Annotated in this window: 16 protein-coding genes and 1 other RNA gene; 7 read left to right on the top strand and 10 right to left on the bottom strand. The window is 63.9% G+C overall.

Features of this window, described 5'->3' with window-relative positions; translation table 11 throughout:
• Positions 1 to 3: 3 nt before the first annotated feature.
• From FB481_RS06600 to FB481_RS06585, 4 genes are read right to left on the bottom strand one after another with little or no spacing between them, the layout of a single operon-like run.
• Entirely contained in the window at positions 4 to 486 is a 483-nt protein-coding gene (locus FB481_RS06600; protein ID WP_027903830.1) for a DUF4442 domain-containing protein, read from the bottom strand.
• On the bottom strand, positions 483 to 1,673 hold the full coding sequence (gene ubiH / locus FB481_RS06595) for a 2-octaprenyl-6-methoxyphenyl hydroxylase (RefSeq protein WP_147175599.1): 1,191 nt from the start codon (positions 1,671 to 1,673) through the stop codon (positions 483 to 485). The genes FB481_RS06600 and ubiH overlap by 4 nt, the downstream gene beginning before the upstream one ends.
• 4 nt (positions 1,674 to 1,677) lie before the next feature.
• Positions 1,678 to 3,012, bottom strand: a complete 1,335-nt coding sequence (pepP, locus tag FB481_RS06590) for a Xaa-Pro aminopeptidase (RefSeq protein WP_093500226.1) — start codon at positions 3,010 to 3,012, stop codon at positions 1,678 to 1,680.
• Between the two features lie 34 nt (positions 3,013 to 3,046).
• Positions 3,047 to 3,601 carry a YecA family protein gene (locus tag FB481_RS06585; RefSeq protein WP_027903833.1) on the bottom strand — a complete coding sequence of 185 codons (555 nt, stop codon included), beginning with the start codon at positions 3,599 to 3,601 and terminating at the stop codon, positions 3,047 to 3,049.
• 144 nt (positions 3,602 to 3,745) lie between these two features.
• Here FB481_RS06585 and FB481_RS06580 point away from each other — a divergent pair, with 144 nt between their 5' ends.
• The 4 genes from FB481_RS06580 (at position 3,746) to FB481_RS06565 (ending at position 5,176) form a co-directional block, all read left to right on the top strand.
• Positions 3,746 to 3,955 (top strand): TIGR02449 family protein, encoded by a 210-nt coding sequence (locus tag FB481_RS06580; protein WP_013789617.1) that lies wholly within the window; start codon positions 3,746 to 3,748, stop codon positions 3,953 to 3,955.
• The gene (locus FB481_RS06575; protein WP_027903834.1) at positions 3,952 to 4,263 is read left to right on the top strand and encodes a cell division protein ZapA; all 312 of its coding nucleotides are present in this window, start codon (positions 3,952 to 3,954) and stop codon (positions 4,261 to 4,263) included. The genes FB481_RS06580 and FB481_RS06575 overlap by 4 nt, the downstream gene beginning before the upstream one ends.
• 33 nt (positions 4,264 to 4,296) lie before the next feature.
• Positions 4,297 to 4,476, top strand: a non-coding RNA gene (ssrS, locus tag FB481_RS06570) — 6S RNA.
• A 103-nt stretch (positions 4,477 to 4,579) separates the two neighbouring features.
• Positions 4,580 to 5,176, top strand: a complete 597-nt coding sequence (locus tag FB481_RS06565) for a 5-formyltetrahydrofolate cyclo-ligase (RefSeq protein ID WP_027903835.1) — start codon at positions 4,580 to 4,582, stop codon at positions 5,174 to 5,176.
• 10 nt (positions 5,177 to 5,186) lie between these two features.
• Here the strand turns inward: FB481_RS06565 and FB481_RS23335 are convergent, their stop codons facing one another.
• Complete coding sequence (locus FB481_RS23335) at positions 5,187 to 5,318, bottom strand: hypothetical protein (protein ID WP_256662712.1); 132 nt, start codon at positions 5,316 to 5,318, stop codon at positions 5,187 to 5,189.
• Between the two features lie 68 nt (positions 5,319 to 5,386).
• Between FB481_RS23335 and FB481_RS06560 the strand changes: the two genes are divergently transcribed.
• Complete coding sequence (locus FB481_RS06560; RefSeq protein ID WP_147175597.1) at positions 5,387 to 5,836, top strand: EVE domain-containing protein; 450 nt, start codon at positions 5,387 to 5,389, stop codon at positions 5,834 to 5,836.
• Here the strand turns inward: FB481_RS06560 and FB481_RS06555 are convergent, their stop codons facing one another.
• On the bottom strand, positions 5,837 to 6,256 hold the full coding sequence (locus FB481_RS06555) for a flagellar basal body-associated protein FliL (protein ID WP_027903837.1): 420 nt from the start codon (positions 6,254 to 6,256) through the stop codon (positions 5,837 to 5,839).
• A gap of 149 nt (positions 6,257 to 6,405) precedes the next feature.
• On the opposite strand from FB481_RS06555, the gene FB481_RS06550 reads away from it, so the two are divergent.
• On the top strand, positions 6,406 to 7,386 hold the full coding sequence (locus FB481_RS06550) for an NADPH:quinone oxidoreductase family protein (protein WP_147175596.1): 981 nt from the start codon (positions 6,406 to 6,408) through the stop codon (positions 7,384 to 7,386).
• Between the two features lie 53 nt (positions 7,387 to 7,439).
• On the opposite strand, the gene FB481_RS06545 is transcribed toward FB481_RS06550, so the two are convergent.
• The 4 genes from FB481_RS06545 to trxA form a co-directional block, all read right to left on the bottom strand.
• Positions 7,440 to 8,408 carry a CDP-6-deoxy-delta-3,4-glucoseen reductase gene (locus tag FB481_RS06545; protein ID WP_147175594.1) on the bottom strand — a complete coding sequence of 323 codons (969 nt, stop codon included), beginning with the start codon at positions 8,406 to 8,408 and terminating at the stop codon, positions 7,440 to 7,442.
• Positions 8,408 to 9,874 (bottom strand): 4-hydroxy-3-polyprenylbenzoate decarboxylase, encoded by a 1,467-nt coding sequence (ubiD, locus tag FB481_RS06540; protein ID WP_147175592.1) that lies wholly within the window; start codon positions 9,872 to 9,874, stop codon positions 8,408 to 8,410. Before ubiD ends, FB481_RS06545 begins: the two co-directional genes overlap by 1 nt.
• 118 nt (positions 9,875 to 9,992) lie before the next feature.
• Positions 9,993 to 11,252, bottom strand: coding sequence for a transcription termination factor Rho (rho, locus tag FB481_RS06535; RefSeq protein ID WP_013789609.1), 1,260 nt, complete (start codon positions 11,250 to 11,252; stop codon positions 9,993 to 9,995).
• Positions 11,253 to 11,491: 239 nt separating this feature from the next.
• The gene (trxA, locus tag FB481_RS06530; RefSeq protein ID WP_013789608.1) at positions 11,492 to 11,818 is read right to left on the bottom strand and encodes a thioredoxin TrxA; all 327 of its coding nucleotides are present in this window, start codon (positions 11,816 to 11,818) and stop codon (positions 11,492 to 11,494) included.
• A gap of 255 nt (positions 11,819 to 12,073) precedes the next feature.
• Here trxA and ppx point away from each other — a divergent pair, with 255 nt between their 5' ends.
• Positions 12,074 to 13,579 (top strand): exopolyphosphatase, encoded by a 1,506-nt coding sequence (gene ppx, locus FB481_RS06525; RefSeq protein WP_147175591.1) that lies wholly within the window; start codon positions 12,074 to 12,076, stop codon positions 13,577 to 13,579.
• Positions 13,580 to 13,733: the final 154 nt, after the last annotated feature.

Genomic DNA, 13,733 nt, shown 5'->3' with positions numbered 1-13,733 from the left:
TCCTCAGGCTGCCTGTCGCACGCGTGGCTTGAGCCGCACGTAAAGCGTTTTGTTGACCCGCGCCACCAGGGCGCCGCTGCCATCGCGCACCTCGACCGGCAATTCGGGCAGGTACTTGTCGCCACTGGCGGTGCGCTCGCGCACCTCGTCGATGAAGGCCTGGTCGATGGCGAAAGAAGCGAATACGGGGCCGCGGCCCGGCGCGATGAAATCGATGCTGGCGGCCTTGTCCCAGACCACGTAATCGCGGCCCAGGTTCTCCATCAGCATCAACATGTAGAAGGGATCGGTCATCGAATACAGGCTGCCGCCGAACTGGGTACCCACGTAATTGCGGTTGTACCAACCCAGACGCAGCTTCACGTCGACCTGACGGAAATCCGGAGCGATGCGGCGGATCCACACGCCAGCGCCCAGGTAGGGCGGATAGAGGTTCATGATCCAGCGCAGCACACGGGCCTTGCGCGCCAGCTGGCGCGCATTCATTGCGGGTTACCGCGAGTACCCATGCCCATGGCCTGGCGGGCGAACCAGCGCTTGGCCGGCGGCAGCAACTCCAGCCCGAGCAGGCCCAGGTTGCGGCCGGCGGCGAGCAACGGCTGGTCAGTGCTGAACAGCCGGGTGACCTGATCGGAAAACGCCACGGTGCGCGCCTGGTCGCCGGCCTGGGTGGCGGCGTAGTGCTGCAGGGTGGTCAGATCACCCAGCGGCGCCGCGCTCGCCAGCAGCGTATCGGCCAGCGCACGCACGTCACGCAGCGACAGGTTGAAGCCTTGCCCGGCGATCGGGTGCAGGCTGTGGGCTGCATTGCCGAGCACCACCAGGTTGGCGCGCACCTGCTCGGCGGCTTCGATCAGCACCAGAGGGTACGGCACCCGCGCGCCGACCTGTTTGAGCGCGCCAAGCCGATAGCCAAAAGCCTGCTGCAATTCGGCAAGAAAGGCGCGCTCATCGAGCTTGAGCAGCCGCTCGACCGCGCGGCTCGGGTGCGTCCATACCAGCGCACAGCGATTATCGGAAAGCGGCAACAGCGCCAGCGGGCCGGATTCGGTGAAACGCTCGAAGGCCTCGCCGCCATGGGCCCGCTCCGGGGTGATATTGGCGATCAACGCAGTCTGGTCATAGGGTCGCTGATTGATCGTGATGCCCAGCTGCTCGCGCAACGACGAACGCCCGCCATCAGCGAGGATGGCCAGGGAGCAGTCGATCAGGGTTTCGTCGTCCAGGGTCAGGCGATAACCCTCTGCAGTGGGCTCCATGCGCTCGACCTGGGCCGGGCAGCGCCACTGGATCACCTCGGCGTCCAGTGCCTGCCACAGGCAGTGGCCGAGCCAGGCGTTTTCCACCACATAGCCCAGGGCCTGCACGTTTTCCTGATCGGCACTGAGCCGGGCTGCCGCGAAACGCCCGCGGTCGGAGACGTGAATACGCTTGATGGCGGTGGCCTGTTCGGCAATCGCCGGCCACAGGCCGAGGCCTTCGTAAATCAGGCGCGAGCCATAGGACAACGCCGTGGAGCGGGCATCGTAACTGGGCTGGTAGCCGTCGCCGGGGGCGAACGGTTCGATCAGCGCGATACGCCAGCCGCGCTTGCGCGCCTCGCCTTGCAGCGCCAGCGCCAGGCTGGCGCCAACCAGCCCGCCACCGATGATCGCCACGTCGACTCGCAGCATGGCCTCAGGCTACCTGTGCACGGGCGGCGGCCATCAGTGCTTCGATCTCGTCGACAGCCTTGGGCACATCGTTGGTGAGAATCTCGCAACCGGTCTTGGTCACCACCACGTCGTCCTCGATGCGCACGCCGATACCGCGCCATTTCTTGGCAACGTTCTGGTTGTCCACGGCAATGTAGATGCCCGGCTCGACGGTCATCGCCATGCCGACTTCGAGCACGCGCCATTCGCCACCGACCTTGTATTCGCCGACATCGTGCACATCCATGCCCAGCCAGTGGCCGGCGCGGTGCATGTAGAACGGCTTGTAGGCCTCGGCCGCGATCAGCTCGTCGACGTCGCCTTCCAGCAGACCGAGATCGACCAAACCTTTGGTGATGACCCGTACCGTGGCCTCGTGGGCCTCGTTCCAGTGGCGGCCGGGCGCGATGAACTTGAAGGCTTCCATATTGGCGGCCAGCACGATCTCGTAGATGGCCTTCTGCTCGGGCGTGAACGTACCGCTGACCGGAAAGGTACGGGTAATGTCACTGGCGTAGCAGTCGATCTCGCAACCGGCATCGATCAGCACCAGGTCGCCGTCCTTGAGCAGTGCGTCGTTCTCGCGGTAATGCAGGATGCAGGCATTCTTGCCTGCGGCGACGATGGAGCCGTAGGCCGGCATCTTCGAACCGCCCTTGCGGAATTCGTAATCGAGCTCCGCTTCCAGGTGATATTCGTAGAGCCCAGCACGGCTGGCCTGCATGGCCTTGATATGGGCGCGGGCAGAAATCTGCGCCGCTTCGCGCATCACCTTCACCTCGCCGGCCGACTTGTACAGGCGCAGGTCGTGCAGGAAGTGGTTGAGGGCGACGAACTCCTTGGGCGGCGACGCACCCTGGCGCGCCTTGGAGCGGATCACGTTGACCCACTCCATCAGGTGCCGGTCGAACTCCGGGTTGGTGCCCACCGCGTAATAAACGCGCTCACGGCCTTCGATCAGGCCGGGCAAGATGTCGTCGATATCACCGATGGGAAAGGCATCGTCCGCGCCATAGCGGCTGATCGCTCCTTCCTGACCGGCGCGCAAACCGTCCCACAGCTCGCGGTCGGGATCGCGCTCACGGCAGAACAACACGTACTCGCCATGCTCACGGCCGGGAATCAGGGCGATCACCGCCTCGGGCTCGGGAAAGCCGGACAGGTACTGGAAATCGCTGTCCTGGCGGTAGATGTGCTCGACGTCGCGGTTGCGAATGAACACCGGAGCCGCCGGCAGGATGGCGATGCTGTTCGGTTCCATCTGCGCCATCAGCGCCTTGCGACGGCGGGCGTATTCCGCTTTGGAGATGCTGGTCATGGACAGGCTCGATTCCGGTCGGTGAAGGGCGCGATCAGTGCAGCGAAGGCTTGGGCGCCGGGGCAGCCGGCTTGGCGCACTCGCTGAACAGCAGCAGCGGCGCCACGCGCAGGTACTCCATGACTTCCATGTAATCGTTCTCGCCGTCCTCGGACTCGTCCAGGGCATTCTGCACCTGGGCGATGGCGGACAAATCCTGCAGCACTTCCATGGCCTCGGCGCTCAACGCGGCGTCGCCGACGGTCAGCCCGAAGCCACCGAGAAAGCCCTGGCACCACTGGCCCAGCGCCGCGGCACGCTCGGCCAGGGGCGCCTCGTCGGAGGGCAGCAGCAGGACCACGGTGACGTCGTCGCCGGTCAGCTCGCCGCGCACCATTTCCTGCAGGCCGATCAGCGCCTGGCGGACGTTGTCCGGCGGCTCGACACCGAGCAGTTCGGTGGCGTCGACCAGCCAGGGGCCAGCTTCGAAACCCGCGCCGGCGCAACTGCGACCCAGCAGCAGGCCGTGCAATTCGGCAGGTGAAACGGAGGAACCACTGCTGGCGAGCAGGGCAGCGAATGCAGCGTAGGGAGAACTGGAAGTCGGCATCGATCACTAGGCGCCAAGGGGCGCAATCACTAGAATGGAGGCTTTCTATCCTAGCACTGGCGCACGCGCCAAAACCATCGGCCGGTTTGCGCCGGCGAGCCGCTGGATCTATACACTGCGCACACCCTGCCAAAGCGAGAGCCAATGGAAGACGCCGATCTACACGCCCTGACGGCAAAGCTGGAACTGCTGATCCAGCGCGTCGAGCGACTCAAGGCACAAAACCGTCTCTTGCTGGAAAGCGAGCAGGCGTGGCGCGAAGAACGCGCTCATCTGATCGAAAAGAACGAAATGGCTCGGCACAAGGTCGAATCGATGATTTCGCGCCTCAAAGCCCTGGAGCAGGACTCATGACCCAATCGAATACCGTCACCGTTCAGATTCTGGACAAAGAATATTGCATCGCCTGCCCCGCCGATGAGCGTAGCAACCTGCAAAGCGCCGCCCGCTACCTGGACGGCAAGATGCGGGAGATCCGCAGCGGCGGCAAAGTCATCGGCGCTGACCGCGTCGCGGTGATGGCAGCCCTGAACATCACCCATGACCTGCTGCACAAGCAGCAGCACCTCGACAAGCAGGCCACCGTCACCCGTGACCACGTGCGCGACCTGCTCGGCCGGGTCGACAATGCCCTGCACGACGACAGCGATGGGCGCGCCTGACCAACGGTCGGACTTTTTTGTTATACTCGCCGCAGCTCCCTGGAGTGTGCGCCAGTTGGTTGATGTCCCTGAGCCGATACGCACAACCCCGGGGGTTGTCAGTTGAGGCCGGTGTGCATGTCCGCTTGACGGAAAGCCTTAAGGTTTCCTGCAACCTCCACCTTGAACTTTCGGGTTCAAGGGCTAAACCGACAGCGGCATGCTGGGGAGTCATAAATTGCAGCCCGCTGCTGGCCAACGCCAGCAGCGGGCTTTTTATTGGCTGCGTGACAGCCATCGCGCCAGAATGCCGGGCTTGGAAATAAGGGATCTGCAGATGATCGATGCCAGCAACCTGACCCGCGCCCAGCTACGCCGCACGCTGCGCAAAACGCGACGCGAGCTGCCCAGGGCTGCGCAACGCAAGGCAGCCGCGGCGCTGTATCGGCAGCTGGCGCAACATCCGGTATTTCGACGCGCGCGTAGCGTCGCTCTTTATCTGGCCAATGACGGGGAAATCGACCCGCACCTACTGATCAGAGCCGCCCATGCGCGCGGTAAGCAGGTGTTCCTGCCGGTGCTGAAATCCTGGCCACGCACCAGCATGGTGTTCCAGCGCTTGGACGCGCACGAAAAGCTTGCCGCCAATCGTTTCGGCATCCCCGAACCCCGCCGCAATGCCAAGCGCCAGCGCAAGATCTGGACGCTCGATCTGATCCTGCTACCCCTGGTGGGCTTCGACCAGCATGGCGGTCGCCTCGGCATGGGCGGCGGCTTCTATGACCGCAGCCTGGCCTACCGGGCACTGCGCAAAAATTGGCACAAACCGACCCTGCTCGGATTGGCCCACAGCTGCCAGCAAGTTGACCAACTGGCCATGGCCAACTGGGACGTGCCGCTGGACGCCACCGTGACCGATGGCGGCTGGTACTGAAAAAACACCGTCAGCGCTCGGCTCGAAGCGCCTCGGCAATCGGTTTACCCTGTTGCCACTGGCTTTGCGTATAGCCAGTGGTCACCATGCCGAGGCCGAACACGAAGACCAGTACCCACAACAAATCAGGCTTGCGCCGCATACCCTTACCTCTTGCCAGATCATCCTTCACGCAGCCCCTGCAGCGCACCGACTCAGAGAGCAAAGTTCATGCCCTATTGGCTGATGAAATCCGAACCCGACGAACTGTCCATCCATGACCTGCAGCGCCTGGGCAGAGCTCGCTGGGATGGCGTGCGCAACTACCAGGCGCGCAACTTCATCCGCAGCATGCAGGCCGGCGATCAGTTCCTGTTCTATCACTCCAGCTGCCCGGAGCCGGGCGTGGCCGGCATCGCCCGCATCGAAGGCGCGCCCTATCCGGACCCAGCTGCGCTGGATCCGCAGAGCCACTACTTCGACACCAAGGCCAGCGCCGAGAAGAATCCGTGGACGGCCGTCGACGTGAGCTTCGTCGAGGCGTTCAGCAAGGTCATTCCGCTGGCCGAGCTGAAGGCGCAGAGTGCGCTGGCGGAACTCTCGCTGGTGCAAAAAGGCAGTCGCCTGTCGGTGATGCCTGTCACCGAGGCGCAGTGGACGGCGATCCTGCTGCTGAAGTGATCAGCCCTGCAGGATCAGGTTATTGAACAGCAGATCCTCGACCAGCGGCTTGCCTTCCTCGTCGGTGAGCACCTGCTGGACCTGCTTGAGGGCTTCCTGGCGCAGCTTTTCCTTGGCGTCCGGCGAGGCCAGGCTTTCCTCGGTCTGCTGGGAGAACAGCATCACCAGCTGATTGCGGATCAGCGGCTCGTGGTGGGTGACCTTGGCCTCGGCGTCAGCGCCGGTGACGCGCAGCGCCACGTCGGCCTTGTAGTACTTGAGCTTGGGCCCGGCGCCATAGTTACCGACCAGCGCCGGCACCAGGCTGTGGTAGATCACCTGGGGCGCAGCGCCCTCACCTTCGCCTTCCTTCTTTTCCTCGTTGGCAAACGCCGGAATCGACAGTGCGCAGGCAAGCAGAAGCGTGATGAAGGTTTTCACAGGGCGATCTCCGTTGAGTTGCAGGCAAGCATAGCAACGCGCCGCGCAGATCCCAATGCTTATGGCGGCCTATCAGACCGGGCCATGCTCGTTGACCGACCGGGCGCCCCACCTAAACTGCAGGGCGACTCCGCTCAAGGTACATCGCGATGAAAGCACTGCTCTGCAAGGCCTTTGGCCCCGCCGAAACGCTGACACTGGAAGACATCGACAGCCCACGCCCGAAAGGTAACGAGGTGCTGATCGAGGTGCAGGCTGCTGGGGTGAATTTCCCGGATACGCTGATCATCGAAGGCAAATACCAGTTCAAGCCGCCCTTTCCCTTCTCGCCCGGCGGCGAAGTGGCCGGCGTGGTTGCCGCCGTGGGTGACAAGGTCGCGCATCTGAAGACGGGCGACCGGGTGATGGCGCTGACCGGCTGGGGCGGCTTCGCCGAACAGGTCGCCGCGCCGGCCTACAACGTGCTGCCAGTGCCCGCGAGTATGGACCTGAACACGGCGGCTGCCTTCGGCATGACCTACGGCACCTCGATGCACGCGCTCAAACAGCGCGCAGCGCTCAAGCCCGGCGAAACCCTGCTGGTACTGGGCGCCGCCGGCGGTGTCGGTCTGGCGGCAGTAGAAATCGGCAAGGCCATGGGCGCTAAAGTAATCGCCGCGGCAAGCAGCGCCGAGAAGCTCGAGGTAGCGCGCAGCGCTGGCGCCGACGAGCTGATCAACTACAGCGAGCAGAGCCTCAAGGACGAGGTGAAGAGACTCACCAATGGCCAAGGCGTCGACGTGATCTACGATCCGGTCGGCGGTCCGCTGTTCGAAGAGGCGTTTCGCTGCATGGCCTGGAACGGTCGTTTTCTGGTGGTAGGCTTCGCCGCCGGCGGTGGAATCCCGGCGCTGCCGGCCAACCTACCGCTACTCAAGGGCGCCTCCCTGGTCGGCGTGTTCTGGGGCTCGTTCGCCCAGCGCCAGCCGGCGGATAACGCCGAAAACTTCCGTCAGCTGTTCGCCTGGCACGCCGAGGGCAAACTCAAACCGCTGGTCTCGCAAACCTTCCCGCTGGCACGCGGCGGCGAGGCGATCGATGCCCTCGGCCAGCGCAAGGCTGTCGGCAAGCTGGTGGTGACGATTCGCTGACGGGCGCGCCAGTTCCTTAAAACAGCAAGCCGCCCGAGGGCGGCTTTCTTCGTTCAGTCCCGCGGCGCGTAGGCGAATACGTCGGCGCGCATCTGGTGGGCGTCCATCCCCGCTTCGACCAGCGCATCCAGGGTCGCGTAGACCATGCTCGGCGAGCCACTGGCGTAGACGTGCAGCGTGCTCAGGTCGGCGAAGTCCTCACACACCGCCTCATGCAGCAGGCCGCAGCGGCCCTGCCAGCCGCACTGGTCGCTGACCACCTGATGCAGAGACAGGTTGGGCAACGCCTGCCACTCGTCCCAATGCGGTAACTGGTAGAAATCATCGGGCCGGCGTGCGCCCCAGTACAGATGCACCGGGTGCTGGAAACCGCGCGAGCGGCATTCCTCGATCAGGCTGTGCATCTGGGCCATGCCGGTGCCCGCGGCGATCAGCACCAGCGGCCCGTCCGGCAGCTCGGCCAGGTGGGCGTCGCCGAATGGCAACTGCACCCGCGCAGTGCCCTGCTCGCGCAACTGCTGTAACAGGTTCAGCGCACTCGCTTCGCGCCCCAGAATATGCAGCTCCAAGTCGCGACCCTGCTGCGGCGCCGAGGCCAGGGAAAAGGCCGACTTCTCACCATCCAGCCGCTCGATCAGCAGGTACTGGCCGGCGTGGTAACGCGGCGGCTTGCCGGCCGGCGCACGCAGCAGCACACGCCACACATCGCCGCCCACGTCGATGCAGTCCACCACCTGGCACCCCAGGCTGCGCACTGGTAGCTCGCCGGGCAGCAACACGCCGTCCCAGTGCAGCACGCAGTCCTGCAAAGGTTCGGCGATACAGGTGTACAGCTCGCCGTGGTCCAGCTCGGCGCCGTTCTGGCGCACGCGCCCCTCGATCAGCAGCGCGGCGCACACATGGCAATTCCCGTTGCGGCAGCTCTGCGGGCAGGTGTAGCCCAGGCGCCGCGCGGCATCGAGAATAGCTTCGCCGGCCTCGACATCGAGCACTGCGCCGGACGGTTGCAGGGTGACCTTCATCAATCGATTCCCAACTGGCTCCACATTTCATCGACCCGCTTGGTGACCGCTTCGTCCTTGACGATGGCGCGGCCCCATTCGCGGTCGGTCTCGCCCGGCCACTTGTGGGTGGCGTCCAGGCCCATCTTCGACCCCAGGCCGGAGACCGGCGAGGCGAAATCCAGATAGTCGATGGGCGTGTTCTCGATCATCACCGTATCGCGCTTGGGGTCCATACGCGTGGTGATGGCCCAGATCACGTCGTTCCAGTCACGGGCGTTGATGTCGTCGTCGGTGACGATCACGAACTTGGTGTACATGAACTGGCGCAGGAACGACCACACGCCCAGCATCACGCGCTTGGCGTGCCCTGGGTACTGCTTCTTCATAGTCACCACCGCCATGCGGTAGGAACAGCCTTCGGGCGGCAGGTAGAAGTCGGTGATCTCCGGGAACTGCTTCTGCAGGATCGGCACGAACACTTCGTTCAGCGCCACACCGAGAATCGCCGGCTCGTCTGGCGGCCGGCCGGTGTAGGTGCTGTGATAGATCGGGTCGCGACGTCGGGTGATGCGCTCGACGGTGAAGACCGGGAAGGTGTCGACCTCGTTGTAGTAACCGGTGTGGTCGCCGTACGGGCCTTCCGGCGCGGTTTCGCCCGGATGGATAACGCCTTCGAGAACGATCTCGGCGCTGGCCGGCACCTGCAGCTCACTGCCGATGGCCTTGACCAGCTCGGTGCGATGGCCGCGCAAGAGACCTGCGAAGGCGTATTCGGAGAGCGTATCGGGCACCGGCGTCACGGCGCCGAGAATGGTCGCCGGATCCGCGCCCAGGGCCACGCACACCGGATAGGGTTTGCCCGGATGCTTCTGGCACCACTCGCGGTAATCCAGCGCGCCGCCGCGGTGGCTGAGCCAGCGCATGATCACCTTGTTGCGGCCGATCACCTGCTGGCGATAGATACCGAGATTCTGACGCTCCTTGTTCGGCCCCTTGGTGATGGTCAGGCCCCAGGTGATCAAGGGCGCCACGTCGCCCGGCCAGCAGTGCTGGATCGGCAACTTGGCCAGATCGACGTCGTCGCCCTCCTCGATCACTTCATGGCACGGCGCATCCTTGAGCACCTTGGGCGCCATGCTGATGACCTTCTTGAAGATCGGCAGCTTGCTCCAGGCATCCTTGAGCCCCTTCGGCGGCTCGGGCTCCTTGAGAAAGGCCAGCAGCTTGCCGATTTCGCGCAGCTCGGAAACGTCTTCGGCGCCCATGCCCAACGCCACGCGCTTGGGGGTGCCGAACAGGTTGCCGAGTACCGGAACGCGGTGGCCGGTGGGGTTCTCGAACAGCAGTGCCGGGCCGCCCTTTTGCAGGGTACGGTCGCATACCTCGGTCATTTCCAGGATAGGCGATACCGGCGCCTTGATGCGCTTGAGCTCGCCGCGCGCTTCCAGGCCGCGGATAAAGTCGCGCAGATCGCGATACTGCATGCTGGAACCTCACTCGAATCGGGGCGCAAAGTTTAGCGCCGAAGTCGGACTTGCAGAACAGTCGATACTACAGACAAACAAAAGCCGGGTTTCCCCGGCTTTTTGTGCCACCAGACCGTTACTTGCGCTTCATGGACATGAAGAACTCGTCGTTGGTTTTTGTGGCTTTGAGCTTGTCGATCAGGAATTCGATGGCAGCGATCTCGTCCATCGGGTGCAGCAGCTTGCGCAGAATCCACATGCGCTGCAGCTCGTCTTCGGCGGTCAGCAACTCTTCGCGGCGGGTACCGGCGCGGTTGATGTTGATGGCCGGGAATACGCGCTTCTCGGCGATACGACGATCCAGGGGCAGCTCCATGTTGCCGGTACCCTTGAATTCTTCGTAGATCACTTCGTCCATCTTCGAGCCGGTTTCGACCAGCGCGGTGGCGATGATGGTCAGCGAGCCGCCTTCTTCGATGTTACGCGCGGCGCCGAAGAAACGCTTCGGCTTCTCCAGGGCGTGGGCGTCGACACCACCGGTGAGCACCTTGCCGGAGCTCGGGATCACGGTGTTGTAGGCGCGGGCCAGACGGGTGATGGAGTCGAGCAGGATGACCACATCCTTCTTGTGCTCGACCAGGCGCTTGGCCTTCTCGATGACCATCTCGGCAACCTGCACGTGGCGGGTCGGCGGCTCGTCGAAGGTGGAGGCGACCACTTCGCCACGCACGGTGCGCTGCATTTCCGTCACTTCTTCCGGGCGCTCGTCGATCAGCAGAACGATCAGGTGGCACTCGGGGTTGTTACGGGTGATGTTCGAGGCGATGTTCTGCAGCATGATGGTCTTGCCCGCTTTCGGCGGGGCGACGATCAGGCCACGCTGGCCCTTGCCGATCGGTGCGCAGAGGTCGATCACGCGGCCGGTGATGTCCTCGGTGGAGCCGTTACCGGCTTCCATGGTCAGGCGCTGATTCGGGAACAGCGGCGTCAGGTTCTCGAACAGAATCTTGTTCTTGGCGTTTTCCGGACGGTCGAAGTTGATGCTGTCGACCTTGAGCAGGGCGAAGTAACGCTCGCCCTCTTTCGGCGGGCGGATCTTGCCGACGATGGTGTCACCGGTACGCAGGTTGAAGCGGCGGATCTGGCTCGGCGAGACGTAGATGTCATCGGGGCCGGCGAGATAGGAGGCGTCTGCGCTGCGCAAGAAGCCGAAGCCGTCCTGGAGGATCTCCAGCACGCCATCACCGGAAATTTCTTCACCGCCTTTGGCGTGCTTTTTCAACAGCGAGAAGATGACGTCCTGCTTGCGCGAACGGGCCATGTTCTCGATGCCCATCTGCTCGGCCATTTCCAGCAGTTCGGTAATCGGCTTTTGCTTGAGTTCAGTCAGATTCATATAGGAATGACGTATTTATAGAGGAGGGAATGGTAAGCATTGAGCTTGAGAGGCCGCACCGCGGGGAGGCGACAGGCGCCCGCTTTGTTGTCGAAAGTTCGATTAGGAATGCGTCGGCAGCGGCGTGCAGGGGGTCGCTTAGAAAAAGCGACAGGCCCGAATGTAACATCGGCTTTGCGAAGGCGTCTAGCCTCCAGACAGAAAAAAGCCCCGTTGTCTACGGGGCTTTTCGGCGACGCTTACAGGTTGGCGTCGATGAAGGCGGCCAGCTGCGACTTGGACAGGGCGCCGACCTTGGTGGCTTCGACGCTGCCGTTCTTGAACAGCATCAGGGTCGGGATGCCACGCACGCCGTACTTGGGCGGGGTGTCCTGGTTTTCGTCGATGTTCAGTTTGCAGACCTTCAGCTTGCCCTGATACTCCTTGGAGATTTCATCCAGAACAGGAGCGATCATCTTGCACGGGCCGCACCACTCGGCCCAGTAGTCGACCAGTACCGGTCCGTCTGCCTGGATGACGTCCTGATCGAAGCTGGCATCGCTTACATTGGTGATGAATTCACTCATGGGAAGTCTCCGTGTTGGCACGCAATAACGATAAAAGTGGCGGCCATGATAGCCCGGCTCGCGTGTCACAGGAAGGCGCCCGCCATTGAGCGTGGCCATATAGGCTATCGATGCGGCCAATGGTGCGAAGCCGCCGGGATGCTCCGCGCCAGCCGCCCGGAGACAGCTGGCGCAATGCCTGTACCGCGCGTATGCGTTGGCGTGCGCGGTCTATCGTGGCACGATGGCGGGGTTCTGCCTCGAGACTGATTGATCATGCCGCAAACCCATTCCGAGTCCTTTCCCCTGGTCGCCGCCATCGACCTGGGCTCCAACAGCTTCCACATGGTGCTGGCCAAGGCCGACCATGGCGAGATTCGCATCCTTGAGCGACTCGGCGACAAGGTACAGCTGGCGGCGGGCATCGATGAACAGCGCATGCTCAGCGAGGAAGCCATGCAGCGCGGCCTCGACTGTCTGAGCCGCTTCGCCCAGCTGACCACCAGCCTGCCCCAGGGCGCGGTGCGCATCGTCGGCACCAACGCCCTGCGTGAAGCGCGCAACCGCGCCGAATTCATCCGCCGGGCCGAAGCGCTGCTGGGCCATCAGGTAGAAGTGATTTCCGGGCGCGAGGAAGCACGCCTCATCTATCTGGGCGTTTCCCACACCATCGCCGACACGCCGGGCAAGCGCCTGGTCGCTGACATCGGCGGCGGCAGTACCGAATTCATCATTGGCCAGCGCTTCGAGCCGTTGCTGCGCGAAAGCCTGCAGATGGGCTGCGTCAGCTACACCCAGCGCTACTTCAAGGATGGCAAGATCACCCCGGCCCGCTATGCCCAGGCCTACACCGCCGCGCGTCTGGAAATCATGGGCATCGAGCATGCCCTGACCCGCCTCGGCTGGCAGGACGCCGTGGGCGCCTCGGGCACCATCAAGGCCATCGGCCTGGCGATCCAGTCGGCGGGGCTGAGCAACAACGGCGAAGTCACCTCCGAGGGCATCGCCTGGCTCAAGCGCAAGCTGTTCAAGTACGGCGATGTCGAGCGCATCGACCTGGACGGCGTGAAACTCGACCGCCGGCCAATCTTCCCGGCGGGCCTGGCGATTCTCGAAGCCATCTTCGATGCCTGCGAGCTGAACCGCATGAGCCATTCCGAAGGCGCCCTGCGCGAAGGCGTGCTCTATGACCTGCTCGGCCGCCATCAGCACGAGGACGTGCGCGAGCGCACCCTGTCGGCGTTCATGGAGCGCTACCACGTCGACCAGGAACAGGCCGCGCGGGTGGAAGCCAAGGCGCTGTCGGCCCTGGACAAGGTCGCCAAGGACTGGGAGCTGACCGACGACTGGCACCGCGAGCTGCTCAGCTGGGCCGCCAAGGTTCACGAAGTCGGCCTGGACATCGCCCACTACCAGTACCACAAGCACGGCGCCTACCTGATAGAGCATTCCGACCTGGCCGGCTTCTCCCGCCAGGATCAGCAGATGCTCGCCCTGCTGGTGCGCGGCCACCGCCGCAACATCCCCAAGGAAAAGCTCACCGACTTCGGCGACGAGGGCGTCAAGCTGGTGCGTCTGTGCGTGCTGCTGCGCTTCGCGATCCTGTTCCACCACATCCGTGGCAGCCAGAACATGCCCACCGTGCGCCTGAAGGCCGGCCCATCCAGCCTGGCCATCGAATTCCCGCCGGGCTGGCTGGCCGCCAACCCGCTGACCCAGGCGGACTTCGAAAGCGAAGCCGAATGGCTCAAGCGCATCGACATGACCCTGACCGTCAGCTGACGGCCGCGCGGGAGTCGGGCGCCCTTTCCGGCGTGGCGACTCCCGCCCCTTCACCACGCCGCCGAAATGGCGCACTCGCCGCATAGAATTCCGCCGACAGGCTCTATTCCCGGCCTTTGTAACTATTTTTGACAGCGGCGCAGACGTGCAGGCT

The sequence above is a fragment of the Pseudomonas sp. AG1028 genome (assembly GCF_007993955.1).
Lineage (GTDB): Bacteria > Pseudomonadota > Gammaproteobacteria > Pseudomonadales > Pseudomonadaceae > Aquipseudomonas > Aquipseudomonas straminea.
Note: the sequence above shows the minus strand (reverse complement) of the source record. Positions and strands in the feature narration are given on the sequence as shown.